Here is a 25813-nt window from a genome sequence, read left to right on the forward strand (position 1 = left end):
ACGAGTGGTCCTCGGGTACTCGCCTCAGCGTGCCGAGGCGGTCGAGTCGCCGGCCCCGGGCGCGACGAATCCGGTAGAGAGGGAGGTTCTGAGATGAGCACGGTCAAGGAAGCGGTGGAAGTCGAGGTTCCTGTGCACACCGCCTACAACCAGTGGACCCAGTTCGAGGAGTTCCCGCAGTTCATGGAAGGGGTCGAGGAAGTCAGGCAGCTCGATGAGCGCCACAACCACTGGACCACCAAGGTCAGCGGGGTGAAGCGTGAGTTCGACACCGAGATCGTCGACCAGCTCCCCGACGAGCGCATCACGTGGCGTACGACCAAGGGCGACACCAGGCAGAAGGGCACGGTCCGCTTCCAGCGCCTGGACGACACGCGTACCCTGGTCGAGCTCGTGATGGAGGTCGAGCCCACCGGCGCCGCCGAGAAGACCGGTGCCATGCTGGGAGTGATCGACCGGCGGGTGAAGGGCGACATGGAGCGTTTCAAGGAATTCATCGAGGGCCGCGGCGGCGAGTCCGGAGCCTGGCGCGGGCGCATCAGGCCGGGTGAGTGACCCCTGTCCCGTCCTCGGAGCGCGTCGCTGTCGGCGTCGGTGACCGCAGGGTGCCGCCGACGCTGACGCTGTGACGGATCACGATCCCAGCGTAGGTCCGTGCCCGTATGCGCGCCCGCCTCGGATCCGTCCGGTACTGCCACGTAGCCCGGCTGTTCGCTGCCCGAGGCAGCTCGTGGACGTCCAAGGCGCAACGAACGCGCCCAGCTGGCCGCTCAGTTGCGCCCGAATCCGGACCTGAACCCTGCTCGACGAGGAGCCGGCCGAAGCCTGTTCCGGCGTCGACGGTCCGGCTGGGCACCACCGCCTCCTACGGGACCGAGGGGCGGTGTCCGTGGCGCGCCCGCTGGTGGGTGCCCGACGGACGGAACATCAATCAGCCGCCCCCGCTGCAGCCGATGTTCAGACGCGTCGGCCCCTCAACCTCATTCCACATGTGGAAGCCGCCCGCGAGGCTTCACCGCGGGTTTCCGCCTGCGGGGAAGGCCTCCAGGTGGCGGGTGACGCCTCGACGGCGGCGAAGTCGGTTCTCGGGTCACTCACGCTGACCGTGGGCGGCTGTCTGCGCAGTAGATCGTCCGTCAGGCTGCGGTGTATTGCTGGCGCCAAGCCGAAGAAGCAGCCCGGCAAGACGCGACGCGTCGCGTCGAACGGAAGTCTCGATCGCGGCTGGCTGCAGGCATGGGAACAGGGCCTCTTGGTAGCTCGAGGTTGCGAAGTCGAGCGCGATCCAGGAGACCCTGTTGTTGCCGCAGATGTATGTGCTTGCACCGGCGGAGTTCAACTCGTTCGCCCTGTCGTGTGATTGTGATACTCACCGGTTCGGCCTGTATGTCGTTGCGGTTGGGCATCCCCGAGTCGTCCCGGTGAGCGCGGCGCGCCGCGGCTGTACTCCGACTCCCTGCACCGCGAGGACGGCGCCCTTCGCCGCCCAGCTCAGTCCTGTTCCGGACTCCGGGTCGGCTGGAAATGCACCAGACGTGTCGGCAGCTCCGTCGCAGGATCGTGCCCGCAGTGTCTCGCGGACCGGTCGAGGGGGAGATGTGCACGTTGTCAGAGATCCCGAAGGAACATGGGAGTGGGCCGAGGCGGTACCGGATACGCCGCTGGTTCCGGGTGTGCTCCGGTATCGGGGGTATCGGCTGGCCCTGGGCGCGCGGCGTCAGCGTTTGGAGATGCCCACTGACACGGTCACGCTTGTGATCAACTTCGATGGTGATCTGTGGCTGGCGGACGTGCAGACCGCTGGCGCTGCGACTACGTACCGCTGCCTGGCCTCAGGGCTGCAGACGATGGCCACGCTGGGTGAACACAGCGGAAGCCTGTACGGCATGGAGGTCATCCTCACCCCCTGGGCAGCGTTCACCCTGTTCGGCGTGGCCATGCAGGAGTGGGCGGAGGCTGTGGTCGATGCCAGTGAGCTGCTCGGTCGGCGTGTCGACGAACTCGCCGAGTCCCTGGCCGCCCTTGACCGCTGGGAAGAGCGCTTCCGGCTACTGGATACGACGCTGATCCAGTGGGCCCGTGGCGGCCCCCTCTGCCCGCCGCAGATCATCTGGGCGTGGCAGGCCCTCGGGCACGCGTCGGGAAACATACGCATTCAACAAGTGGCCGACGGCAGCGGATGGGGCCGACGGCAGTTTGAGGACCGCTTCCGGCGACATATTGGCGTGCCGGCGAAGTACGCGGCGCGCATCATGCGCCTTCAGCAAGCCCTACGGCTGTTGAACGCCGGGCATGCACCGGCCGCGGTAGCGATGAAGGCCGGCTTCTTCGACCAGGCCCACCTCACGCGCGAGGTGTCAGCCATGACCGGCCGTCCGCCCACCCGGCTACTGGCTTCGCGTCGTGGCGCCGCATCCGGAGCTGGGACACGCGACCGTCTGGACGACCGGATCACCAGCATCCTGATCCCCCAGTGACGGGGCACCTTCTCTCCTGCCGGTGCCGGCGGGACGCGTATTTCTACAAGACGCCACAGAGCACGGGGGGCACAGTTGCAGTGTTTGACACCTATCCGCACTGCAAGCGGGGTGGCACTTGAAGGACGCCACCGTCAACCCGCCCAACTGACCCGGAAAGACCAGAAAGGTGCGAAAATGAAGACAGTCCGGCGTAAAGCGGCCCTGGCTGGCCCGGTCCTGCTTCTCGCTCTGGGAAGCGCTCCGTCATACGCCTCCGAAGCTCCATCTGCCCAGCAAACCTGCTACGGCCAAGCATTTTCCTACCAGTCGACGCCGGGGGGAGACGGCTACTCCTACACCGACTGGTACGAGGTGCTGGGCGCGTGCGACGACATCAACATAAAGACCAACCACTCCCGTTATGTCCAGGTGTGCGGTACAACCTGGTGCGGTGACTGGAAGGCAGCATATGAGGGAAAGTGGACCGTGATCCACGGGAACAGTGAGCCGAACGCCTGGTACCACGTGCGGTTCCGGGGCGAGAATGCAAGCACAGGCTGGATAGCGGACTGAGTGTTTTCAACGCTGACGCTCCAGGGTGAGGGCGGCTGCGGCGATTGACGACAGGCGGTTCGGGCTGCATCGGGCTCTGCGGAAGATCCGCCAGGACTTCAGTCTTGCGACGCCCCGTTCGACCGGTGCTCGTGCCGCTGACAGTGCCCGGTTCGTCGTGCGCTGAGTCGGTGTGAGTTCTCGGCGGGGCCGGTGTCTGAGCGGTGTGGTCACCCAGGGGCCGGCTCCGATGTAGGCGCGGTCGGCGAGGACGGGGACGCCCTGGCGTTCGCAGATCCGACCGCGCCCAGCTCGCCCGCTGGTCCGGCGGACGGGTGTTGCTGCGCTCGCGGCAGGGTACGGACATGACGGCCGTGTTCCCGGAGATTCGTGACGCCGCTCTCGCGCGGCTGCCCGGCGACACCGGCCTGGACGGCGTTATGTGACCTGTTGGCGCGTCTCATCCAGCCGGTGTCTCACGGTTCCCCCTGCCCCCGACTCAGGGCGCGATTCGGGCAACCCTTCCTCTCTCTGAGTGCCACAGGCCGTGGCACTCCGGCGACAGGTCTTCCCCCTGCCCGACCTGCCCTCTTTGACAATGCGGAGAAAGTCTCCGTATTGTCGGAGGCGAGTATTCGGAGGCACCCTCCGTTTCGTTGTCCCGTCTGGAGGGGCCAGTCGTGTCAAGTCGTCAGATGCTCCTGTGCATGCAGTTCACCAGCGGCTACGGTGCCGAACCCGGGGCGTGGCGTCTTCCTGGGGCGAACCTGCGCAGCTATACGGACATGGATCAGTTCGTGCGGTACGCGCGGGCAGCCGAGCGGGGCAAGATCCAGCTGTTGTTCTTCGCGGACACTCCGGTTCTGGATGTGGACCTCGATCATCAGGTCCCGCACTTCGCGATCGATCCGTTGCTGGTCATGACCTCCATAGCGCGTGAGACGGAGCGGATCGGGCTGGTCTCCACCGCCTCCACCACCTTCAACGAGCCCTACAACCTCGCCCGCCAGTTCAAGGCGCTGGACGTGATCAGCCACGGCCGGGCCGGATGGAACGCGGTCACCACCTCCGACCCCGCCGCCGCGGCGAACTTCGGCCGCGCCGTCCCGCCGCGGGCGGAGAAGTACGAGCGGGCCCACGAGGTCATTCAGATCGTGGAGGCGCTGTGGGGCAGCTGGGAGAAGGACGCCTGGGTCCTGGACGTGGACGGCAAGCGGTTCGCCGACATGGACAAGATCCAGCCGGTCAACCTCCAGGGCCGCCACGTCGCTTCCCGCGGCCCGCTGCCCATCCCGCCCTCCGAGCAGGGCCAGCCGGTCATCTTCCAGGCGGGCGGCGGCAGTTACGGCCTGGAGCTGGCCGGCCGCTACGCCGACGGCGTCTACGCCAACCCCTACACCATCGAGGACGGCAGGGCCCAGCGCCAGGCACTGCGCGATGCCGCCGAGCGCGCCGGACGCGACCCGGAAGAGGTGAAGATGTTCGCCGGCTTCATGCCGGCCATCGCCGCCTCCCGCCGGGCCGCCCTCGACCGGCGGCGGTTCCTGGACGAGTCCGTGGACCTGCGCCAACGCGTCCGCTACCTCGGCGCCATGCTCGGCCTGCCGCTCGACCACGGGCAGATCGACGAGCCGCTGACCACGGACCAGCTGGCCGACGCCGTGCCCAGCCCGCAGGACCCGCGCTCCGCACGCGCACTGGAGGTGGCACGGGAGGGCTGGACCCTCCGTGACGTGCTCGCCCACGGGGTCATCGACTACCACCCGGTCGTGGCCGGCACCGCCGAGGACGTGGCCGACCACATGCAGCAGTGGTTCGAGGCCGGGGCCTGCGACGGCTACTCCCTGGCCGTCGACGGCTATCACGACGGCGTCGACGCCTTCGTCGACCAGGTCGTCCCCCTCCTGCAGGAACGCGGCCTGTTCCACCTCGACTACGAAGGCCCCACCCTGCGCGACCACCTCCACGCCCGCGAGCAGTACGGACTCGACCCGCGCGTCTCGGAAACGGCGGCCCGGTGATGTCCACCAGCGCTTCTCTGCGATCCGGCGCCGAAGCGCAGCAGGCGTTCCGCGACGTCATGGCCGCCGTGGCGTCTCCGGTCGCCGTGGTCATCGCCCTGGACGGCGGCCGACCGCACGGCACCACGGTCAGCGCCTTCGCGTCCCTTTCCCTGACGCCGCCCATGGTGCTGGTGTCGCTGGACGAACGCTCGTGTCTGCTGGCGGTCGTCCGCCGCAGCGGCCGCTTCGGCGTCAACGTCCTCGGTGCGCACCAGGCCGATCCGGCCTCCGTCTTCGCCCGCTCCGGACCCGACAAGTTCGACGGAATCGAGTGGTCGCCGAGCGGGGAGCTGCCGCGGCTGCCCGGTGCCGCGGCATGGATCGCCGCAGAGGTGGACGACTGCGTCGACGCCGGCGACCACACCGTCCTGCTCGCCCACGTAACGGCCGCCGAGCCGGGCGAGGGCTCCCTGAGACCGCTCACCTATCACCGGCGCTCCTTCGGCACCCGCACACCGCTGGCCCAGTGACCGTGCGGCACGTCGAGGAAGGCAGGGGATCCACGGCCCGATACCGGGCCCGAGACACGAGGCGGCGCTGCGTCCAGCACGCCGCGCCGCGGACGATCATCACCGAGAACCTGACCGGACCGCTCGGTACCGGGCACACCAACGAAGCAAGGAGCAAGGATGCCGACCCTGGGAATCATCGGAAGCGGCAACATCGGGTCCGCGATCGCACGGCTGGCGGTGGCCGTGGACATCGACGTGGTGATCGCCAACTCACGCGGTCCCCAGAGCCTTAAGGACCTCATCGAGGAACTGGGGCCGCGGGCCACGGCAGGCACCGTCGAGGAGGCCGCACGCGCCGGGGAGGCGACCGTGCTCAGCGTCCCCCTGACCGCGTACCGTGACCTGCCCGCCGACCTCCTGACGGGCAGGACCGTGCTGGACACCGGCAACTACTATCCGTACCGCGACGGCCGGATCGCCGAACTCGACTCCGAGGAGGTGACAACGGCCGAGCTGGAGCAGCAGCTCCTGCCCGGCGCTCTGCTGGTCAAGGCGTTCAACAACATCCTGGCCCACCACATCCCCCAGCTGGCCCGGCCCGCCGGGGCGCCGGACCGCAGCGCCCTGCCCATCACCGGCAACGACCCCGACGCGAAGGTTCGGGTGGCAGAACTGATCGGCCGGCTCGGCTTCGACACGGTGGACGCCGGAACCCTGGACGAGAGCTGGCGGTTCGAGCCCGAGGCCGGCGCCTACACCCGCATCTACCTGGCAGATCCTGACGTGCCCGCCGAGCACATCATGCAGGCCCCCGCGGCGCCGCTGCCCGCCGACAAGCTGCAAGAAGCGCTGCGGACGGCCCAGCGGGTGAAGGTGGCGGCGCGCACCTTCTGACGGCGCGTGTCCGGGCAGCGCCGTAACACCGTGCGCTGCCCACATACCTTGGCCCCGACGTCGCCGACGTCGGGGCCAAGGTATGTGGAGTGGGGGGCGTGTACTGCTCGACGGTCGACGTGCGAGTCGGTGCACGCCCCCGGAGGGGCTCACATGAACAGGGCCCGGTTCAGGCGGACGCCGTACTCCGCATCGGGGTTGGTCGTGGCGTCCCCGACCCTTTCCTGGATCGCGGCGACGGCCAGGTCGCGCCGCTTGGGCAGGCGCTCGACCTCCGCGGCCGCCAGCGCACCCGGCATCTCCTCGCGGGCGAGGTCGGTGCAGTAGCACGGCGCACCCGGCTGCTGCCGCCACGAGTCCGCGAGCCTCCCGGCGTCGAAGGCGTCGAACCCGGTGTCCTCGACCAGTGCCATGGCCACCTGGCGGTCGCGGTCGGCGGCGACGGGGATGGCGATGCGGTCCGGGCTCCCCGCGGCCCTGCCCTTGACCGCGAACGAGTGGGAACCGATCGCGTTCCACGCCTTGGCGATCGGCCGGCCCAGCTGTTCGGTGACCCACAGGCTTTCGACCTGACCGGCGTCGATGGCCTCGATCCGGCTGTCCCGCGCCGGGTAGTAGTTCGACGTGTCGATGACGACCGTGTCAGCCGGCACGTCGGCGATCAGCGGCGCGACCTGCGGAAGACGGTTCAAGGGAATCGAGAGGATCACGACGTCGACGTCCTCGACGGCTTCTGCCGCAGTCACCGCGCGCCCGCCCGTGGACAGCGCATCGGCCTCGATCGTGTGCGGGCCGCGCGAGTTGGCCACTTTCACCTGATGCCCTGCCGCGGCCAGCCGCTGGGTCAGGGTCTTCCCGATATGTCCTACGCCCAGAATGCCGATCTTCATGATGCTTCTCCTTGCCTCGAGTTCAGTCACAGAGACCGCCGACGCCTCGCGCCCACGGCAACCCGGTGACAGCCAGCCCGCAGGCCGCCCGCCCGACGGGTGGGGCGCCCAGTGGTGAGCTGTCGGGAGAGCGCCCCGCGCCAGGGCGCCACGCTTCTGCCTGCGGTTACGCGGGGTCTTCGCCGCTCCCGGGAGCTGTTTCTGTCGCGGGCGTCTCCCACCCGGTGCGCATGAGGGAAACGAGCGCGTCGGGGGACGACTCGTCGGCCATGGCGGCACCGCGGGCCCAGGCGGTGGCCAGCGTGCTGAGGAACAGGTCACGTCCCCGCACCCAGGGTTTGGCACCGCCGTCGCGCTGTGCCGCGCGGAGGAAGTCCTCGGTGGTCGTGACGAAGCCCTGACAGGTGATCGCCAGCGGGGACGTGCCTTCCGTCAGTGCAGCCCGCAGGGGCTCGGGCAGGCCGTCGAAGGCGGTCACCCATTCACCCAGCGCCTGGAGCCACTGTGCGAGCGCGGCGCGGGAGTCGGTCACCTCGCGCTGGATGGCGACCCGTCGGGCCTCCAGCTCTTCGTCGCGGGCCTGCAGCAAGGCAGCCAGCAGCGCCTCCCGGTTGGGGAAGTGCCGGTAGAGCGTGCCCGGACCGACACCGGCCCGCTTGGCGATGGCATCCATGGAGCCGGTGATGCCCTGCTCGGCGAAGAACTCCTCCGCGACCTCGAGGATGTGCGTGCGGTTGCGCTGCTTGTCCGTCCGCTGCCGACGCTCGCCGGCGGCTGCCTCACCCATGTCGTTGCACCTCCCGTTGACAATGCGGAGACTCTCTCCGTATCGTCTCCGTGAAACGGAGACTATCTCCTTATCGGTTCCGATGCTACCGCCGACCTCGGCGGGGCATCCGCCGATCCCAGGGCCAGCCCGGCGCGGCACACAGGCCTTCCGTGCCGACGGCCGCCGGGGCGGCATACCCCCACGCGACAGCTCCCCGGCCGAGGCCCCACCGGCCCGCGCTCGTGCAGCCGGACCCACCGGCGTGCACCGACGGCATGGAACCCGTACGGCCCTTCGCGCACCCACCGGCGTGCACCGACGGCATGGAACCCGTACGGCCCTTCGCGCACCCGCCGGCCACTCCTCAGCTGCCCGGTCCGTACCGGTCCTGCGCCGGGCAAGCCGGTTCTGCATCCGCTCGAACGCGACGCGGCCTGCGGCATCCCATACGACCAGCTCGCCGTCCATCGCGGTCGCATCCGGCAGCTGCACGGCCCCGGCCACGACCTCCGGAAACGCCGGCCCCATTGCAGTGCCGCGCCTGGAGCGTAGTATCACCCGGCCCCCGTCGACGGAGACGGCCGCCCTAAACCCGTCCTTCTCGGGACTGAGGTATGTCTCAGAGACATCCGATCCGGCGGTTGGGTCAAGGAACTCGACGATTGCCTGGTCGTCGGAGTAGTTGCCTGTAGGGCGCTCGGGGTGGCGAAGGTGTTCTCCCACCCCGGGCATCGTGAAGCCGTCTACGCGCTGTGGAGTCGCCCTGTCAGCTATCACCATCGGATCTGATTGGATTCGGGCCGCCTCGAAGCCCCTGATTGCACGGGTTCGTTGGACGCACCGGCGGCCTGTTGTCACACGATCGTTCAGCGAACTGGCGAAGCCGGCGAGTTCAGGGTCCTGGCTGTCTTGCGCATCGTGGCAGCGTGCGTGCGCGCGGGCCTCGATCAGCTTCGTGAACACGAGGACCCGCTGCACGGCCTGGTCCTTGGCCCGCTCGTAGGCGTTTTGGGTCATGCCGACTGTCTCCGAGGTGAAGCCGCGCAGCAGTGACTGCATCGCCATGGTGGTGAGGACGTGGCAGCCGAGTTGGACGTCGCCCGCCGGAGCGGGCCGGCCCAGGGCCTGTATGAAGTGGCGATGGGTGGCGTCGTGCTCTCCGACGTCGAGGGCCGTCCAGCCGGCGAGCCGAGCAACTCGGCGGTGACGGAGAGGCTCAGAGCGCGCTCTCGGGTTGAACACGTAGCACACGCCCGCCTTTGCGGGCTTCGACAGGCTCGGGGCGCAACCGACGGACGGGGCCGCCTTCGTCTCCTTCTTCGCCACGATCTGCGCCACCAACGTCACTGTCCCGCTGGTCTCGGCGTACTCGTCTATGTCGACCGTGCCGTTCGCGCCCTTCGTGTTCGTCATGGCAGGCCCCCTTGTTGAGCGGTCACCTTTTTGGAGCAACGAACCAATTTGGAGCAGAGATCCAAATGTGTCATGGTGGATGCATGACAACGAGGAGTCACCGCTCAGAGCGGCGTAACCAGGTGCTCTCGCGTGAGCGGATTATCGAGACGGCGATCGAGCTGCTCGATGCGGGCGGTGAGGCCGCCATGACGACGCGGGCGCTCACCGAGCGCCTGTCCACCGGCTCGGGAGCGATCTACTACCGGGTGGGCGGTCGCGACGATCTGCTGGACGCAGTGACCGAGACGCTTGTCACCGCTGCTCTGGCCGCCGACTCCGTGGCGGTTTCGTCCTTGCCCGAGGATGAAATCCGCACTGTGGCGCTGGCGCTGTTCGACGTGATTGCCGAGCACCCGTGGCTGGCGACGCGGCTGACCCGGCAGGTGGTTCGCAAGCCGTTCGGGACGGTGACGGTCGGCATCTTCGAGCGGATCGGCCGTCAGGTCGGCGCGCTGGGTGTGCCGCGGGCTTCCTGGTTCGACGCGGCGTCGACGCTGGTGCACTACATCCTCGGCGCCGTCAGCCAGAACACCGCCATGGAGGGCGACATTCCGGACGGGTCGCACGACCGGGGCGCGTTCCTCGATGCGACCGAGGCGGCCTGGCAGGACCTCGACGCCGAGGACTACCCGTTCATGCACGCCGTCGTCTCTCAGCTACACGCTCACGACGACCGCGAGCAGTTCCTCACCGGTATCGCCGTGATCGTCGACGGCCTCACCCGGCTCGGCTGACCCGCTCTGGTCGGCCCGTTCCCTTGTGTTTCAGAATGGAATCCCTCATGCGTGACGTAGTGATTGCGGGCGGCGGTCCGGTCGGTCTGTTCCTGGCCACCGAGTTGGCCCTGGGCGATGCCTCCGTCCTGGTCCTGGAGCGGGACGAGGAAGCCACCTCGGCGTGGAAGGCGCTCCCCCTGGGACTGCGGGGTCTGAGCGCGGGATCGGCCGAGACGTTCTACCGCCGCGGCCTGCTGGATGCCGTACTCAGCGCCTCGCACGCCGACCCGGCCAAGGTCGGTGCTGCCCCCGACCTGGCCGAAGCGCCGGACCCCCGCGACGTGAGCCACTTCGCCGGCATGGGCCTGGACGCGGCCGACGTCGACGTAGCCTCGCTCCCGTGGCGGCTGCCCAGCCCGGCGATGGAAGGCTTCATGACCAGCCTGGAGGCGGTCACCTCGGTCCTGGCCGATCGCGCAGCCGAGCTGGGTGTCCAGATCGTGCGCGGCACGCCCGTCACGGCTTTGGCGCAGCACGCCGACCACGTCACGGTCACCGCCGGCGGCCAGGAGTACCAGGCCCGCTACCTGGTGGGCTGCGATGGCGGGCGCAGCAAGGTACGCAGCCTGGCCGGCTTCGACTTCGTCGGCACGGACCCGCTGTTCACCGGCTACGCCGCCCAGGTCACCTTCGCCGACCGCGACCAGCTGTCTCTCGGCTTCCACCTGACGGACAACGGCATGTACCTGCGCACACCCTTCCCCGGCCACGTAGGCATGATGGATTTCGACGGCGGCGCCTTCGACCGGTCGCAGCCGCTGACCCGCGAGCACCTCCAAGAGGTCCTGCGCCGTATCACGAGCACCGACGTGACGCTGAGCGAAGTACATCTGGCATCGAGCTTCACCGACCGCGCCATGCAGACCACGACCTACCGCAACGGCCGCGTCCTACTGGCCGGAGATGCCGCGCACATCCACTCACCACTCGGCGGCCAGGGCCTGAACCTGGGCATCGGCGATGCCGTGAACCTCGGCTGGAAGCTCGCGGCGACCGCACGCGGCACCGCACCCGAGGGCCTGCTCGACACCTACACGAGCGAACGCCACCCCGTGGGCGCCGCGGTCCTCGACTGGTCGCGTGCCCAGGTGGCGACCATGAAGCCGGGCCCCAACACACCCGCGCTGCGCAAGCTGGTCCACGAGCTGCTGAGCACCACTGACGGCACGACCCTCGCCTACCGGCGCACGACCGGCCTGTTCCACCGCTACGACCTGGGCGATGCCCACCCCCTCGTCGGCAGCACCGCCCCGGACTTCCGCTTCGAGGACGGCACCCGCCTCGGCGACCTGCTGCGCCACGGCCGGGGCGTCCTGCTCGACTTCGGTGCCGACGACGCCCTGCAGCGTGCGGCCAAAAGCCACCAGGACCAGATCGTGTACCGGTCCGGCCCGGCACGCAACGCCCTCGGCTTCACAGCGGTGCTCGTACGTCCGGACGGCATCGTGGCCTGGGCCGCAGCAGAAGACCGTGACCCGAGCGCCTTCGAGCAGGCCGCCACACGCTGGTTCACCCCCGCCCAGCACTAACCCAGCCTCTGCCCATCACCGACAGGGCTGCCGGACACCCCACCCAGCGCCGTCCATGACGGTGCACGACCGACCCGCACGGAGCACGTCATGATCGACCCGAGCCAGCCCGGCAAGGTCCTGCGGCAAGGCCAAGCCCGGCAAGGGAGATGAACTGTTCGCCCTGTGCGCCAAGCTGAGCGACGAGTCCGCCGCCACCGACAAGGTCATCATCGCGCGCGCCGAGGACGACCCCGACACCCTGTGGGCCATGGAATTCTTCAAGAGCGACGAAGCCCTCGCCGCCCAGGACGCCGACCCCACATGGGACGAGCTGCACGTCCAGATCGGCGCCCTCATGGAGGAAGACTTCACCCTCGCCCTGGTCCGCGCCTACTACGCCCATTTCTGAACCACTGCCCGGCCCACCGGGCATCCCGTGAAGACGGTTGACTGCCCAGGCGGGCCGGACCCAACCGTTGACGGTATCCGCTGACACCACCGGCCCCCTCATGGTGCACCCGCGCAGAACGCGGCGGCATCTCCCTCACCTGCACGAAGCTCGCCGGCCTCCCGCGCTCTCGTACCGCCCGCGCCGCTCCGTGCCTCCACTCCGCCTTCATGCCGGACGTCCAGGGCGCGAGCGATCACACCGTCCTCGCCCACCGGCCGTTCTTCAGCCGCCCTCAAGCCCTTCACGGCCCCCTTCTTGGAGACGATCATGACCGGACGCCGTCGTACCTTCTCACCGAAGACCAAAACCGTCACCGCCGTGCTGACGACCGTAGCGGCGGCGGGGATCGCCATACCGGTGATCATGAGCGCGCAAGGCGAGCCAGCGACACCCGCGAACGCGGGCACCGCGCACACGCCCCTCAGCAGCGTGCAGAAGCTGCACCCCGACGCGGCCTGCTACGAAGTACGGGTCCCGGTGTCGGTGAAGACGATAGGCAACGCCCACATCTACGGGGAGCTGTGCCGGCCGCGCCACCAGAGCACGACCAGCAAGACCGTTCAGCTACTGGTCCCCGGCTCCACCTACAACCACAGCTACTACGACATGCCGGTCGCCAACGGCCGCTACTCCTACGTCTCCGCGGCACTCGACGCGGGCTTCTCCACCTTCAATATCGACCGCCTCGCCACCGGCAGGAGCACGCTGCCGCCCAGCTCCCGGTACACCCTCGACACCGGCACCGACACCCTCCACCAGGTCATCACCCAGCTGCGGGACGGCCAGATCAAGGACCGCACGTTCGACAAGGTCGTCTGGGTCGGCCACTCACTGGGCTCGTCCATGGCCTGGGCCCAGGCCGCAAAGTACACCCATGACGTGGACGCCTTCGTGCTCACCAGCATGAGCCACGTCGTCCGCAAGGAAGAGCCCTCCGACAACGGCCCCGGCCAGGACATCCAATTCGAGATCAAAGCGAAGGACGACCCCAAGTTCCACGGCACAATCAACGACCCCGGCTACCTGACCACAAACGCCGGCATGCGGCAGTTCTTCTACGACACCGCCCACACCGACCCGGCCGTCATCAAAGCTGACGAACGCCTCAAGGACGTCAGCACCGCAGCAGACTCTGACACCACACCTCTTCCCCCCGCCAAGTCCCCCTCCCGCGCCATCAAGGTGCCCACCCTCCTGGTCACCGGCGACAAGGACCAGTACTGCACCGCCGGCACCTGCACCTCCAAGACGATGCTGGCCAGCGAACGGCCCTACTACTCCGACCAGGCCGGCCTCACATCGATCGTCGTACCCAACAGCGGCCATAACGTACAACTGCACAAAAACGCACTCGAGACGAACACCCAGATCCTGAACTGGATCAAAACCACGAGCTGAGGGCGGCCTCGGACGCACAGGCTCCCATAGCCGTCCCGGTCATTCGTCGCTGCCGACAGAAGGCGATGTCGGGATCGCTCTCCCTGAACCAGCGGGCGCAGGGCCGCCTCGGCGGCTTTGGCGTCTAGGTGCAGTGACCAAGCGTGGCTGACGGCCAGTGTGCAGGGCCGATGGCAGGTAGCTGCTGGTGAGTGCTCACTCGGAGCGAATGGTCTCGTTGTCTGCGGTGAGCACGTCTCGAAGTGACGCAGCGGCTGTGTGGAGGCAGGTCGCGAAGTCCTTCTGACCGCGCGCGTCAGTCCAGCGGTCGAAGGCGTTCTGGGAGGCGATGGTGGCGATCTGGGCCACCAGTTTCGCGCTGTCGTCGCTGACGCCTCGTTGCAGGAGTGCGTCGTGGATTGCGCTGGTGACCGCGGCGAGTTTGGTGCGCTCCCGCTCTTGGAGCTCCGGGCTTGAGGCGATCACGGCGCGGCGTTCGGCAATGTGGCCGATGTGTTCGACGAGGGTGGTGCCGAACTGGGCGAGGGCCTCGAGGGCTGCCGATAGAGGGGAGGCAGCCGGGCGGGCGTCGAGGACCGCATCACGGATTACGGAGGGCAGTCGTTCCGAGCCGGCGAACAGGACCTCGCGCTTGTCAGGGAAGTACCGGAAGTACGAGCGGCGGGTGATCCCGGCCCGCTCGGCAATCTGCGTCACGGTCACGTTGTCGTATCCGTGCTCCGCGTAGAGCTCGAGCGCCGCTTGTGTGAGGCGCTCCTCGGTTCCGGGGTCCCATCTGGCCATGGTCGGACAATAGCAAGTGACGTCCCAGTGTGTCATCCGTGCTAGGGTCGGTGATGACACGGTGAGACATCACCGTGGGGCGGGCGGCCACCGCATGTGCCGAACGACAGGAGGAAGCACATGACTGACACAACCCGGAGCGCACAATCTGGAGAGATCTGGATCCTGGGCGCTGGCGGGCGCATCGGAAGTGCCGTCACGGCGAACCTCGCCGCTCAAGGAATCAAGCCTGTTCTCGTCGGTCGTGAAAGCGACCGGTTGCGCAAGGCCTCTGCGGGCCTCGGTAGCCGTGTCGTCATCGCGAACGGCGTCGACGCCATCGCGGCCGAGATCACTCGGCGGCGACCTGCTGTGGTCTTCAACGGCATCGGCAACTACGCCGAGACGGCCACGGTCATCGCCCGGGCCTGTATGCCCGGTGGCCACTACCTAGACCTGGCCGCAGATCTGACAGCAGTCCCCCGCCTGCTCGACCTGGACCCGGAGGCCGAACAGGCGGGCAGCACACTGGTGACCGGCTCCGGATTCGGCGTGCTGGCCACCGAAGCCGTCGTGATTAAGCTGTGCGAGGACCGCCCGGCCCCCGCCGCCGTGCGCGTCGACGCCCTGGCCTCGGTGTCCCTCAGCGCCGGAGTCGTTGGCGCCGCCTTCGCAGCCTCCATGATCGACATGTTTGCTACGGGTGGACGCCGCTACACCGACGGACGCATGGTCGCTTCACCTCTCGGCGCCGATCTCCAGAACCTCACCCTGCCCGACGGGCAGCAGGCGAAGTCTGCGGGCGCTCCCAGCGCGGAACTCCTCGCCGCGCACCGGGCCAGCAATGCGCCGTCCGTCACCGTGACCACCGGGATGGCTCCCACCTCGCGAGTTATGCGATCCGTGGCCCCGCTGGCCGGGAAGCTGTTGTCCATCGAGCCGCTGCGACGCTTCGCCGTCGGCCAGATGGCCAAGGCCAAGATGAAAGATGCCCCGGCCCCGCGCCGGCACTCCTGGGGGCACGCGGTCGTCACCTGGCCTGACGGCACCCGCCGCGAGGGCTGGCTGCGCGCCGATGACGGCATGGCCTACACCGCCTCGGTGGCAGCAACAGTGGCCGCCAAGCTCGCCCGCGGCGAGGGCCGGCCGGGCGCCTACACACCCGGCGCCCTGTTCGGTGCAGGCGTCGCCGAGCAGGCGGGTGGACAGATCTTCCTCCCCCACGAGCCCCGTCCCGCCCAGGGCGGATCGGTCATCGACTGAAGAGGTGCCTATGCCTCATCCCAACGCACGGCTGACCACTCACGGCGTTCGACTTCTCGTCGACCGGGTTCGGGCCGGGCGTCCCGTCGCCCACGTCGCTGACGAGATGTGTTGTCAAAAGTCGGTCCATGGGCGGGGTTTTCCGCCGGTCAGGGGAACCCACACCGCCTGGGCGGGTCCGCGGTCCTCGATGTCTTCGAGGATGGCCGCTCCGAGTCGAACCTCGCGGGCGAGGTGGGCGACGAGCGGGTGCTGGGCGACCATCGCCTGGAGGTCGCTGATCCGGTTGTCGAGCCTCGTGCGGGAGGCGCCGGTGAGGATGAACAGGACGCGGGGAAAGACCGGATACCAACGGAGCCAGGCCGGTCCTGCCGTGTTCGTCCTTCGGCGGCCGACGGGCTGGGCCTCGTACTGGAACAGCCGGGCGTATTCGATCAGTTTCACGGCCAGTCGTTCGCTGCTCATGGTGGTGCGGTCGACCTCGATGAAGGCGCGCAGCTTCTGTCTCTGGTCGGGGAGGTGACGGTGTAGTACATGACCGCGTCGGCCATGACCCGTTCTCCTTCGCCGCTGGAGTGGGACACTTCCGGGGTCCAGTCCCACGGGCCGTGTTCGTGTCCGAGGTGACGGGCGTCGGCGGCGAAGGCCAGGTGAGCGCGTACGACGGTGAGCGTGTGGCTGGTCTTCAGTGAGGCAGTGGTGGCCGAGGTGATGGGGTAGGGCGGCCGGCCCCGCAGCTGGATGGCCGGGGTCTTGTGCGTCGAGGCGTTGTCGCAGATCAGATGCACCTCCAGGCCGGCGGGTACTTCCTTGTCGATGCGGACGAGGAACTTTTTGAACTCCACGGCACGGTGCCGGCGGTGGATCTGTCCGATCACCTCGCCGGTAGCGGTGTTCAGCGCGGCGAACAGCGTGGTGACACCGCCGCGCACGTAGTCGTGAGTACGGCGTTCGGGCATGCCCGGCATCATCGGCAGCACCGGAGCCGACCGGTCCAGCGCCTGGATCTGCGTCTTCTCGTCCACACACAGCACCAGCGCATGCTCGGGCGGGGCGAGATACAGGCCGACCACATCGCGGACCTTCTCGATGAACTGCGGGTCCTTCGAGAGCTTGAAGGTGTCCACCAGGTGCGGTTTGAGGCCGAAGGTCCGCCAGATACGTGTGATGGCCGACTGGGAGAGTCCCACTTCCTTGGCCATCGACCGTGTAGACCAGTGCGTGGCGTCCTTCGGTGTGCTCTCCAGTGTCTTGACGACTACTTCTTCCACCTGGGCGTCGGTGATCTTCCGGGGACCACCCGGGCGTGGCTCGTCGGTCAGGCCCTCAAGCCGGTCTCGCACGAAGCGGGCCCGCCACTTGCCCACCGTGTGCTCTTCGACACCGAGCAGGGCGGCAACGTCTCTGTTCATGGCGCCGGTTGCGCACTCCAGCACGATCCGGCACCGCAGGGCCAGGGCCTGCGAAGAAGTCCGACACCTGGCCCAGCGGCTCAACGTCTCACGCTCGTCATCGGTCAGCACCAGCTCGGCCTTCGGCCGTCCCGTCCTCGCCACCCGGCCATCATGCCGAAACATCGAAGACTTACGCAGCGAATTCCCGACTCAGGACACTAGGTCGCTGCCGACGTTTCCCGCGCGTCGGCCCCAGCGGATCAGTCTTCGGGGACCAGGCTCACGCCGCGGCGAGCCGCATCCTTCGCCATCTGGGAGTAGGCCATGGCAGCCGGAGTGCTCTCCCATTCGGCCAGGGCCAGTATCAGGACCAGTTCGTCGCGGTCCTGGGACGCCTCGCACGGCAGGCCGGCTGTCGTCACGGCAGCCACCAGGTCCTCGGAGGGCTTCCCCGCGCAGCGGGCTGCCACGGCGCGACGCAGGCTTTCGAAGCCCTGCTGGTACAGCTCACTGGCTTCGTGCAGGAGCAGCATCAGGTCAGCGTCGTGGCTCTCCGGGGCGGCCGCGGTCAGGTCGAGGAGGCGCTGCGTGGTCGTCATCATCGGAAGTATGCCCTTCAGAAGGGGTCGGCGGATCGGCGGACATGATCAGTGGGGTGTGGTGCAGCCGTCGCACAGCGCACGACCTGGGCGGCGGGCCAGCTCCGGCTTCTTGCGGGGTTCGCGCTTCAGTGCCTGGCGGACCTGGTCCTGCAGGGCGGTGAACTCCGGGCCGTCGGCCGGGCAGACGATGCCGGGGTCGGGTGCCTCGCAGTGCGCGGCGTGCCGGATCAGGTCGGTGATCCGCCAGTCCTGGCGGAAGCTGTCGCCGCGCGCTTGCCCGACCTCGGCGTACAGGTCGGCCAGGCGTGGCCGCCGCCCGATGGTGAGCAGCAGGTCGCGGCGGGAGGCGAAGACGCACAGCGAGCAGAGCAGCGGGAGCTGCCCAGCCAGTCACCGGCGCCGGGTAGGGAGTCGTAGGTCCAGCAGTAGGGTACCGGCGCATCGGCGTGCCACTCCTTGACCGCCTCGGTCGTCCTGTTCTTGACGGGCAGCCACTCGTCCACGATCCGCGCGCTGTTGGCCTGCACGGTGCGGAAGGCCGGGCGCTTCTTGCGATCGGCTCCCTCATCGCTGCGCAGGCCCAGGACCTTCAGGATCGGACCGGCCGGCCGAGCTCCCGGGTTCGGCGGCTGACCATCGGCGTCCAGGCGCTGGAGACCACGCTTTCCTTGTCGGCCTTGCGGCAGTACGGGCTGCCCTTGCGGGGGAACCGCCCGTAGGCCGCGATCTCGGTGAGCAGGCTGTGCGGCATCCGTGTGCCGTCCGGGCCCGGCAGTGTGCGGGTGACCTCGACGTGCCGGTCGGCCGGCACCCCGAAGGCGGCGCTCTGCAGCGCGGCGAGCTCGGACACCCCCGGGTAGCGGACGCCGTCCAAGACGACCGGCGGCCACTCCAGCACTCCCAGGCTGGAGTGGTAGGAGATCACCCGGTCGTCGACGCCCGCGGCTCGGGCGGCGTCCATGAAGTCGGCCATCATGACCGCGCTGTCCTTGCCGCCGGACAGCTGAGGGGCGAGGAGATCCTACGAGGTCAGGGCGGGCGTAGTGGGCGTAGCAGGGCGAGAAGGCATGGGAACTCCAGACGCCAGACGAGTGGGATGAGCTGACGGGCATCGGCGTCGGAGAGCTGCTGACGCCGCCGTGTGCTCGAGGTCGGGGAACTTGGGATACGTGTGAAGTGGCAATTGCCAGCGCCCGGACAGGGGTCACCGGGCGCAGGACTGGGGGCGCCGGGTACCGGACAGGGGCGCCTCTCGCGCCTCTGGCTGCGCGTCGCACCCCGTCGGCCTCAGCGGCATCAGGCCAAGGGCGGAAGACGGTTTGTCTTCGGGTCCGCGCCGTCTCAGCCGGCGGCCGGGAACAGGGGGTGGCGTGGGCAGCCCCTCCGGCGTGTGTCACGATCTCCCCCAACCTGTGGGGGGTGTTGCTGAATGGCGCAGGACATTGCGCTGCGGCCGGTGGTGGATCCGGCCCTCGAGGACGCGGAGCGCGCGCTGCTGGAGAAGTCCGCCGACGGACTCTTCCCGGCCACGCTGCCGCTGCCCGAGGAGCCGGGGCTGGGCGGCCGTACCAAGGCGGACATCTGGACGGCCCTGGGGGTCTCCGCGGTGTGCGCGCTACTGCCGGTGACGATCCTGTGGGCGCTGATCGGCGTGTGGCCCGGCCTGGCCGTCGGACTCGCGGCGCAGGCGGGGCTGATCTGGGTTGGGGTCCAGTTCGGGTTCGAGACGTTCATCCTGACCGTCGTGGGCGTGCACCTGCTGGCCTGGCTGCTGATCGTCGTCCTCGGCTGCGGGACCGACGAGCGGCAGCGGGTGGCCCGGCTGCGCCATGGCCGGTACTACCTGGCCGAGGACTTCGGCGACGACGCCCTGCGCGAGCTGCTGGGCCACTCGCCGCTGCGCCGGATGGAGCGCGCGCAGGCCGCCGTGACGGCGGTACTCCAGTCGCAGGTCGACCGGGACGGGCTGCTGGACGACATCGCCAACGACGTGACGCTGCCGGCCCAGCAGTACGAGATCGCCCAGCGCCTGGCCGAGCTGACCCGGCTGGCGCGGAAGGTGCGCACCGCTGCCGGGGACGCCTCCGGCTCGCGGGTGGAGGAGGTGCTGCGGACGCAGCGGCAGGCGCTGCGGCTGTCGTCGAGCGCGCTGGAGGAGCGGGTGGAGGCGCTGGAGCGGTACGCCGAGAACACCCGCGCGGCGGACACGGCGTACCGCGAGTGGGAGGCCGTACGGGAGCTGGAGCAACTCGGCGAGGACATGCACGAGCTGGTGGTGAACACGGTGCGGGACGAGCTGGCCGTCGCCGAGATCGAGGGGCTCGCCGACCGGTCCCGGTTCCAGGACCTGCACCGGATGCTGGACGAGGCGCGGGAGGCGGGGCTGCTGGCCACGCGGTTCGCCGACGAGCCGTCCGACCGCCGGTCCGGCGAGAGCGGCCGGGCGTGAGGGGGAGGACGACATGACGCAGACATCCCAGCCGAGACGCGAGTTCCACTCCGGCCGCGGCAGGAAGACCTTCGACCGGATCCCGGGCGGGTTCTACCTGGTCGGAGCCCTGGTGATCCTCTTCGAGGTGGTCACGCTCGGCGCGGTCGGGCTGGCCCTGGCCGTCGGCGACCCGAGCGACGACGGGGCGTCCCCGGACAAGGAATCCCGGCGGGTCGAGGTCACCTACATCGCGACGGGCGACCACCCCTCGGTGAACCTCACCGTCGGGGAGGCGAACAGCCACGTGCCCTACGGGGTCGTCATCCTGCCGTACCGCAAGACCGTCACGCTGGCGGCGGGCGCCGACTTCTATCTGGACGTCAGAAGCCGCGAGGACCAGGAAGGGGGCACCCTCACGTGCACCGTGCTGGTCGACGGCAAGGTGGTCCAGCAGGCGCACAGCACACCGGATTCCTCGTCCGCCACCTGCGCGGGCAGCACCGCGGACGCCCCGCAGCGGGGGATCCCCGTGCCCACTCTCACCCCCGGCGCCTCCCCGCTGCCCGAGGAGCGGCGGCTCACCGGGACCGTCAAGGTGCGGGACTACCCGGGCGAGGGCTCGCCGGTCATCGGCACCGTCACGGACTCCTCCCTGGAGTACGCGGAGCTGGGCGGCACGTGGGACCGGAGCAAGACGCTGGATCCGGTCTTCGACGGCTTCACCCGCAAGCAGGAGGGGCGCCAGCGCGCACTCGTGAAGTCCACGCAGGTCGACGAGGACATCATGGCCGCGGCCGGCGGCACCGGGGAGCTGCGGGGCGTGGCGGGCGCGGTGATGGACGAGCGGCGGCGCTACGAGTACCCCCGCGACCAGGCGATCCTGGTCGACGTCGCCTCGCAGCCGCTGAAGGTCGACGGACACGACGCCTGGCTGCTGGTCAGCGAGATCCACTTCCACAAACGCGGGGTGCCGTCCACGATGGACCTGAACGCGGTCCTCGTGGTCGACACCGGGCGGGTCCGCCCCTCAGTGCTGTGGGTCGTACTGCCGGAGACGAACAAGAAGCTCTGGCCGGACCTCAACACTCTGGTCGCATCCGTCCAGGTCCGCTGACCTGCACCGATACGAGACGGGCCCGGGCGCGCGACGCGTCCCGGGCCCGTCCGGCAGAGCGCGACGCTGTCCGGGCACGGCATCGAGTCGGCGGCGACCAGGTCGACGAGCGTGCCCGACGCACGGGTGCGGTGCCAGATGATCGTGCAGTAGCGCGAGCGGAGCCACTGCTCGGCGTGCTCGTACGTGGTGGCGGTGGCCGGCCCTCCGTAGAGGCGTGCGACGTTCAGAGCCCGCGCAGATAGGCGGCGTGGACAGTAGGTGGGCACAGGCCCCAGTGCTCATGTAGTTGCGACGCTCTGTAACCATTGGCGAGACCTGTGCCAGTCCTATGTTTTAGGTCGCCGCCCTGGCCAGCCTGTGCAGGGTCCGCGCGGCAGGTGATCCGGGGTCGGCCGTGATCAGGACGACTTCCTGGTCATCCTCGGGCACGAGCAGGACGTCACAGTTCAACCGCAGCGTGCCGGTCTCCGGGCGATCGAGGGTCTTGGTGCGGTGCCCGGGGGCGTGGACCGGACGCGTTTGCCATATCTGTCGGAACTCCTCGCTGTCGGCGTGCAGTTCGGCCAGCAGAGCGGTCAGCTGCGGGTCATGCGGGTAGCGGTCGGCGGCCCGTCGCAGGCGCGCCACCACGATGTGCCCGAACTCCTCAGCGCTGGAGCTCTCGTACATCCGCCCCTGGCCAAGGAAGCGGCACCGGGCCAGGTTCGTCGTCCCGCCTCCGAGATCGCCGCCGAGCAGTGCCTGGGCCAGGGGGTTCCAGGCGACGACGCCGTACGCCGCGTCAGTGACAATGGCGCCGGTCTCCGGCAACCGCTCCAGCATCCGGGCCACATGCGGGCGTACCCACCGCACGGCGCTGATGCCGGGCGGCGCGCTCGATCCCGCCAGGCGGAACAGGTGGCTGCGCTCGGCCGGCGTGAGCCGTAGTGCCTGGGACAGCGCGTCCAGGATCCGAGTGGACGGCCGCGGGCCCCGGGCCTGCTCCAGCCGCGTGTAGTAGTCGACCGACATGTGGGCGAGTTCCGCCACCTCTTCGCGGCGCAGGCCCGGTGTCCGGCGATCGGTGCCCGTCGCCGTCAGGCCGATCTCGTGTGGGCGCAGGCCCGCCCGGCGGTCCCGCAGGAAGCGGGCCAGCTCCTGCCGTGCCATGCCGCTTCCTCCCACTGCCTGGTACAGGTTGTCCCTGGCAGGGCGCCCACAGCCAGGGAACGGTAGTTGCCATGAACGATCGCACAGCTCTGGTCACCGGTGCCGACAAGGGCATCGGCAAGCACATCGCCCGGCTCCTCGCCGCCGAGGGCCTCACCGTGTACGTGGGCTCTCGCGACCGCGGGCTCGGACAGCGAGCCGTCGAGGAGATCGGCGCAGGCGCCCGCCTGCTGGTCCTCGACGTGACAGATCTTGACGGCATCGCACGGGCCGCGACCCAGGTGGACCGTGTGGACGTGCTGGTCAACAACGCCGGGATCTCACCGTCACTCGCCCCGCCGGCCGACACGAGCGTCGAGGAGTTCCGGCGCACATACGAGACCAACGTCTTCGGGGTGGTCGCGGTGACCAATGCCTTCCTGCCTGCCCTGCGCCGGTCCCCGCATCCGCGCATCGTCAACATCTCCAGCGGCACCGCATCGCTGACCTGGAGCACGAATCCCAACCCCCAGTTCACCCCGGGAAGCGGTGGCGCCGCGGCCTACCGGTCGTCCAAGGCCGCCCTCAACGCCCTCACCGTCCTTTACGCCCAGACGCTGGCCGAGGACGGCTTCAAGGTCAACGCGCTCGCCCCCGGCATGCGGGCCACCGACCTCAACCCCCTGGCCGCCGCCGGCGGCGACGACCCGGCTGAGGCCGCCCAGGGAGCCGCCCGCCTGGCCCTGCTGCCAGACGACGGCCCCACCGGTGGCTTCTTCTCCTGGGACGGAACGCCCGTGCCCTGGTGAGCGGCGCTGAGATCCCAGGCGACGGCACTGACTCGCACGCCCCCAAAACTCGTCAGAGCGGCTGGCCGTCGAAGGGGCCGCCGGAGCCGGGCTCGAACGTCGTGCCGAGGTCGTACTGCGCGATTCCAAAAGGTCGAAAATCGGCATCGGCAAGGACGCGGTAGAGGAACTCAGAGGTGGACATGTCGTACCGGTCCTATGCGCCGCCGTTATTGGACCGCGCAGGGACGGGGTAATTGCCCGGCGGCTCGGCATCGATCAGCCAGAAGTACTCGTCGGCCCACTCGGTGGAGCCCCACTCAACCAGCCCCTTGCCGCCCGGCGCGTGGATCGCACAGGGATCGACAGCGGAGACGTCTCCGAGCTTGCTGTCCTGGTCGACCGACAGAGAGACCCGCCACTGAGCCTTTTCCAACCTCAGGTTGAGGCGTGACGAAGGGCGGGGATGGTCTTCACGATGACGGTGACCCGGTTGGTGCTACAGCGGAGTTTCCGCGGGAGGCGCCGGCCTTCAGGGCGGCCATGGCTTGCTCGCCGAGGCAACGGATTCCGGCCTGGGTGCTGTTGTGCCGACGTTGCCGCAGCTTGAGACGCCGACCGCGGACGGGCGCCCGGGTGGTGCCGCCGGCGCCTCGATACGCCTTGTCCGCCCAGCACTTCACCTCCGCGTCGCGGGGGCGTAGTAACCGGCAGCACCCGTGTCGTGGCAAGCGCCGGGAACGGTGGGTGAGGCCGACAGCAGTCGACCTGCCGTCATTGGCGATCGCCTGCCACGCCGGGCTCGTCGGACATGACAGCGCCGACCCGGTTGGGAGCTACAGGGGAGCTGCGCATCGACCGGTGACCGGTCGGTGCGGGCCCGGTCTACCGGTTCGCGGCTTCGCGAGAGGCGATCCGGTTCGTGCGACCGACCGCACGGCCCACCGCGTTGCGCACCGCGAGGCCCGGCTGGGTGCGGGGCACCATGAGCCTGGAGAGCAGACCGACGCGTCGCTGCCGCGAACCTACCTCACGGCGGAGCCGTGACTCGTAGGCGGCGAAGGCGCGGGCGTGGTGACCGGGATGGGCGGCGAGCTCTTCTGCGAGGGCGTACGCGCCCGCCATCGCCATGCTGGACCCGTCGCCCAGCAGGGCTGTCGCCGCCGCCGCGTCCCCGAGCAGTACGACCCGTCCGCGGGACCACGAGGGCACCCGGACGGTGGTCAGGGGGTCGAAGAACGGAGCCGGGTGGTCGAGGAACGCCGCCACGAGTTCCGGTGCCCGCCACCGCACGTCGGCGTAGGCGTCGGCCACGGTCTGCTTGTGAAGGGTGACGTTCTTGCGGTCGTGGGGCGCCGGCTGTGCGGCCCGGAAGGTGAAGATCGCGAGCGGGGTGGTCCGCGAGGGGTGGAGGACCAGCATCCGGTTCGGCACGGTCAGCATCGTCATCTCGGTCGGGTCCTCGATGGCGTCGGGTTCCAGCGGGACGGTCGCGCCGTACAGGCCCAGGTCGCTCGCGAACTGCCGCTCGGGGCCGAATACCAGGCGCCGTACGGTGGAGTGCATCCCGTCGGCACCGACTACCAAGTCGAAGCGCCGTGGCGCGGACCGCCGGAAGGTGACGTCCACCCCACCTTCATCCTGGTCGAGAGCGGTGACCGTGTCGTCGAACAAGAACTCGGCCTCGGTCTGCGCCGACCGGTGGAGCACCTCGGACAGGTCGGCTCGGGTCACCTCGACGGTCGGCGCCTTGTCCGAGGTGAGCGGGAGCCGCACGATTCGCCTGCCGCCGGGGTCGAGCAGGGTCAGCGACCGATTGCGGGTGGCGAGCCCGCGGAGCTGCGGGAGGATGCCCATGCGGTCGGCGACCGGGATTGCGGGCCCCTTCACGACGATCGCGCTACCACCGGAGCGCAGCTGCCGGGCGTGTTCGACGACCGTCGGCCGGTATCCGTTCCGGGAGAGCCAGTACGCGAGTGCGGGCCCTGCGATTCCGGCACCGACTATCAGTACCTCGGGCTTCTTCATGACGATGACCTCTCGGAGTGTCGATGACCAGGTCCCCGGGCGAGTGCCGGGCCGGGCCTGAGGGAGCGGCGGCACGGGGAGGTGCAACCGGACCAAGGTACGATCATTTTCGTACCTCAGGGAAGCATGTCCTTCAGGTACGATGCAAGTCATACCTGAAGGAGGTGCGGCGTGGCCGGGAGGAACCTGGTCGGCCCGGAGGTCGATGCGCTCGATCTGGGTGCGGTGTTTCGCGCCCTCGCCGACGAGCACCGTCGTTCGGTGATGACGGAGTTGGCCGCCGACCGCAGCGACAGCGAGCGGGGCTGCAACTCGTTCAATCTTCCGATCTCGAAGCAGACCCAGACCCACCACTTCCGAGTCCTGCGCGAGGCAGGTCTCATTGACGAGATCGACTACGGCAACCGCAAGGGCATCCGACTACGACGCGCGGACATCGAGAAAAGATTCCCCGGGCTGCTCACGCTCCTGGGCTCAGCGTCCCCGGGCGGTACTGCTCCTCGCTGAGACGTCATCCGCTTACCGATCAGCGGGTTTGTGGGGTCGAACAAGGGTCTTGTTCGGGTGATCGGGGTGCGGTCGGTGCATGAAGGCAGGGCCTCGCGGTAGCTCGGGGTTGTCTAAGCCAAC

At 69.1% G+C, this 25813-nt stretch carries 24 protein-coding genes and 4 pseudogenes; 16 read left to right on the forward strand and 12 right to left on the reverse strand.

The window, feature by feature from the left end:
* Positions 1 to 93 precede the first annotated feature (93 nt).
* From RM812_RS18895 to RM812_RS18905, 3 genes are all read left to right on the forward strand, one after another.
* Complete coding sequence (locus tag RM812_RS18895; protein WP_311573875.1) at positions 94 to 555, forward strand: SRPBCC family protein; 462 nt, start codon at positions 94 to 96, stop codon at positions 553 to 555.
* A gap of 1175 nt (positions 556 to 1730) precedes the next feature.
* Entirely contained in the window at positions 1731 to 2477 is a 747-nt protein-coding gene (locus tag RM812_RS18900) for a helix-turn-helix domain-containing protein (protein WP_311573877.1), read from the forward strand.
* A 177-nt stretch (positions 2478 to 2654) separates the two neighbouring features.
* Entirely contained in the window at positions 2655 to 3032 is a 378-nt protein-coding gene (locus tag RM812_RS18905; RefSeq protein WP_311573879.1) for a hypothetical protein, read from the forward strand.
* A 6-nt stretch (positions 3033 to 3038) separates the two neighbouring features.
* Here RM812_RS18905 and RM812_RS18910 read toward each other — a convergent pair.
* A pseudogene (locus RM812_RS18910) lies at positions 3039 to 3311 on the reverse strand (transposase family protein); the annotation flags it as partial.
* A gap of 407 nt (positions 3312 to 3718) precedes the next feature.
* Here RM812_RS18910 and RM812_RS18915 point away from each other — a divergent pair.
* The 3 genes from RM812_RS18915 (at position 3719) to RM812_RS18925 (ending at position 6420) form a co-directional block, all read left to right on the forward strand.
* Positions 3719 to 5032, forward strand: a complete 1314-nt coding sequence (locus RM812_RS18915) for an NtaA/DmoA family FMN-dependent monooxygenase (protein ID WP_311573881.1) — start codon at positions 3719 to 3721, stop codon at positions 5030 to 5032.
* On the forward strand, positions 5032 to 5544 hold the full coding sequence (locus RM812_RS18920; protein ID WP_311573883.1) for a flavin reductase family protein: 513 nt from the start codon (positions 5032 to 5034) through the stop codon (positions 5542 to 5544). Before RM812_RS18915 ends, RM812_RS18920 begins: the two co-directional genes overlap by 1 nt.
* A gap of 159 nt (positions 5545 to 5703) precedes the next feature.
* On the forward strand, positions 5704 to 6420 hold the full coding sequence (locus tag RM812_RS18925) for an NADPH-dependent F420 reductase (RefSeq protein ID WP_311573885.1): 717 nt from the start codon (positions 5704 to 5706) through the stop codon (positions 6418 to 6420).
* Between the two features lie 149 nt (positions 6421 to 6569).
* Here RM812_RS18925 and RM812_RS18930 read toward each other — a convergent pair whose 3' ends face one another.
* Both RM812_RS18930 and RM812_RS18935 read right to left on the reverse strand, forming a co-directional pair.
* On the reverse strand, positions 6570 to 7310 hold the full coding sequence (locus tag RM812_RS18930; RefSeq protein WP_394816481.1) for an NADPH-dependent F420 reductase: 741 nt from the start codon (positions 7308 to 7310) through the stop codon (positions 6570 to 6572).
* 166 nt (positions 7311 to 7476) lie between these two features.
* Positions 7477 to 8097 (reverse strand): TetR/AcrR family transcriptional regulator, encoded by a 621-nt coding sequence (locus tag RM812_RS18935; RefSeq protein WP_311573889.1) that lies wholly within the window; start codon positions 8095 to 8097, stop codon positions 7477 to 7479.
* A 1478-nt stretch (positions 8098 to 9575) separates the two neighbouring features.
* Here RM812_RS18935 and RM812_RS18940 point away from each other — a divergent pair.
* The 4 genes from RM812_RS18940 (at position 9576) to RM812_RS18955 (ending at position 13670) form a co-directional block, all read left to right on the forward strand.
* Complete coding sequence (locus RM812_RS18940) at positions 9576 to 10268, forward strand: TetR/AcrR family transcriptional regulator (protein ID WP_311573891.1); 693 nt, start codon at positions 9576 to 9578, stop codon at positions 10266 to 10268.
* 47 nt (positions 10269 to 10315) lie between these two features.
* The gene (locus tag RM812_RS18945; RefSeq protein ID WP_311573893.1) at positions 10316 to 11839 is read left to right on the forward strand and encodes an FAD-dependent oxidoreductase; all 1524 of its coding nucleotides are present in this window, start codon (positions 10316 to 10318) and stop codon (positions 11837 to 11839) included.
* A gap of 250 nt (positions 11840 to 12089) precedes the next feature.
* On the forward strand, positions 12090 to 12230 hold the full coding sequence (locus RM812_RS18950; protein ID WP_311573895.1) for a hypothetical protein: 141 nt from the start codon (positions 12090 to 12092) through the stop codon (positions 12228 to 12230).
* Positions 12231 to 12539: 309 nt separating this feature from the next.
* Positions 12540 to 13670, forward strand: coding sequence for an alpha/beta hydrolase (locus RM812_RS18955; RefSeq protein ID WP_311573896.1), 1131 nt, complete (start codon positions 12540 to 12542; stop codon positions 13668 to 13670).
* A gap of 195 nt (positions 13671 to 13865) precedes the next feature.
* Here RM812_RS18955 and RM812_RS18960 read toward each other — a convergent pair whose 3' ends face one another.
* A complete protein-coding gene (locus RM812_RS18960) occupies positions 13866 to 14453 on the reverse strand; it encodes a TetR/AcrR family transcriptional regulator (RefSeq protein WP_311573897.1) in 588 nt (195 codons plus the stop codon).
* 120 nt (positions 14454 to 14573) lie between these two features.
* Between RM812_RS18960 and RM812_RS18965 the strand changes: the two genes are divergently transcribed.
* Entirely contained in the window at positions 14574 to 15695 is a 1122-nt protein-coding gene (locus tag RM812_RS18965; RefSeq protein WP_311573899.1) for a saccharopine dehydrogenase NADP-binding domain-containing protein, read from the forward strand.
* Between the two features lie 10 nt (positions 15696 to 15705).
* Positions 15706 to 15804 (forward strand): annotated as a pseudogene (locus tag RM812_RS18970) (IS481 family transposase); the annotation flags it as partial.
* Positions 15805 to 15809: 5 nt separating this feature from the next.
* Here the strand turns inward: RM812_RS18970 and RM812_RS18975 are convergent.
* From RM812_RS18975 to RM812_RS18990, 4 genes and pseudogenes are all read right to left on the reverse strand, one after another.
* Positions 15810 to 16432: pseudogene (locus RM812_RS18975) on the reverse strand (replication-relaxation family protein); the annotation flags it as partial.
* Positions 16433 to 17251: pseudogene (locus tag RM812_RS18980) on the reverse strand (IS630 family transposase); the annotation flags it as partial.
* Positions 17252 to 17349: 98 nt separating this feature from the next.
* Positions 17350 to 17688, reverse strand: coding sequence for a hypothetical protein (locus RM812_RS18985; protein ID WP_311573901.1), 339 nt, complete (start codon positions 17686 to 17688; stop codon positions 17350 to 17352).
* Positions 17689 to 18280: 592 nt separating this feature from the next.
* Positions 18281 to 18667, reverse strand: a complete 387-nt coding sequence (locus RM812_RS18990) for a hypothetical protein (protein WP_311573903.1) — start codon at positions 18665 to 18667, stop codon at positions 18281 to 18283.
* A 453-nt stretch (positions 18668 to 19120) separates the two neighbouring features.
* Here RM812_RS18990 and RM812_RS18995 point away from each other — a divergent pair, with 453 nt between their 5' ends.
* Positions 19121 to 20140, forward strand: coding sequence for a hypothetical protein (locus tag RM812_RS18995; RefSeq protein WP_311573904.1), 1020 nt, complete (start codon positions 19121 to 19123; stop codon positions 20138 to 20140).
* Positions 20141 to 20153: 13 nt separating this feature from the next.
* On the forward strand, positions 20154 to 21236 hold the full coding sequence (locus RM812_RS19000; RefSeq protein WP_311573906.1) for a hypothetical protein: 1083 nt from the start codon (positions 20154 to 20156) through the stop codon (positions 21234 to 21236).
* Positions 21237 to 21572: 336 nt separating this feature from the next.
* On the opposite strand, the gene RM812_RS19005 is transcribed toward RM812_RS19000, so the two are convergent.
* The gene (locus RM812_RS19005; protein WP_311573908.1) at positions 21573 to 22388 is read right to left on the reverse strand and encodes a helix-turn-helix transcriptional regulator; all 816 of its coding nucleotides are present in this window, start codon (positions 22386 to 22388) and stop codon (positions 21573 to 21575) included.
* A 71-nt stretch (positions 22389 to 22459) separates the two neighbouring features.
* On the opposite strand from RM812_RS19005, the gene RM812_RS19010 reads away from it, so the two are divergent.
* Entirely contained in the window at positions 22460 to 23176 is a 717-nt protein-coding gene (locus tag RM812_RS19010; protein ID WP_311573910.1) for an SDR family oxidoreductase, read from the forward strand.
* A gap of 52 nt (positions 23177 to 23228) precedes the next feature.
* On the opposite strand, the gene RM812_RS19015 is transcribed toward RM812_RS19010, so the two are convergent.
* The 3 genes from RM812_RS19015 to RM812_RS19025 form a co-directional block, all read right to left on the reverse strand.
* On the reverse strand, positions 23229 to 23360 hold the full coding sequence (locus RM812_RS19015; RefSeq protein WP_311573912.1) for a hypothetical protein: 132 nt from the start codon (positions 23358 to 23360) through the stop codon (positions 23229 to 23231).
* A 12-nt stretch (positions 23361 to 23372) separates the two neighbouring features.
* Complete coding sequence (locus tag RM812_RS19020; protein ID WP_311573914.1) at positions 23373 to 23591, reverse strand: hypothetical protein; 219 nt, start codon at positions 23589 to 23591, stop codon at positions 23373 to 23375.
* Between the two features lie 449 nt (positions 23592 to 24040).
* Complete coding sequence (locus RM812_RS19025) at positions 24041 to 25183, reverse strand: FAD-dependent monooxygenase (protein ID WP_311573915.1); 1143 nt, start codon at positions 25181 to 25183, stop codon at positions 24041 to 24043.
* A gap of 171 nt (positions 25184 to 25354) precedes the next feature.
* Here RM812_RS19025 and RM812_RS19030 point away from each other — a divergent pair, with 171 nt between their 5' ends.
* Positions 25355 to 25690 carry an ArsR/SmtB family transcription factor gene (locus tag RM812_RS19030; RefSeq protein WP_311573917.1) on the forward strand — a complete coding sequence of 112 codons (336 nt, stop codon included), beginning with the start codon at positions 25355 to 25357 and terminating at the stop codon, positions 25688 to 25690.
* Positions 25691 to 25813: the final 123 nt, after the last annotated feature.

The sequence above is a fragment of the Streptomyces lancefieldiae genome, from assembly GCF_031845825.1.
Lineage (GTDB): Bacteria > Actinomycetota > Actinomycetes > Streptomycetales > Streptomycetaceae > Streptomyces > Streptomyces lancefieldiae.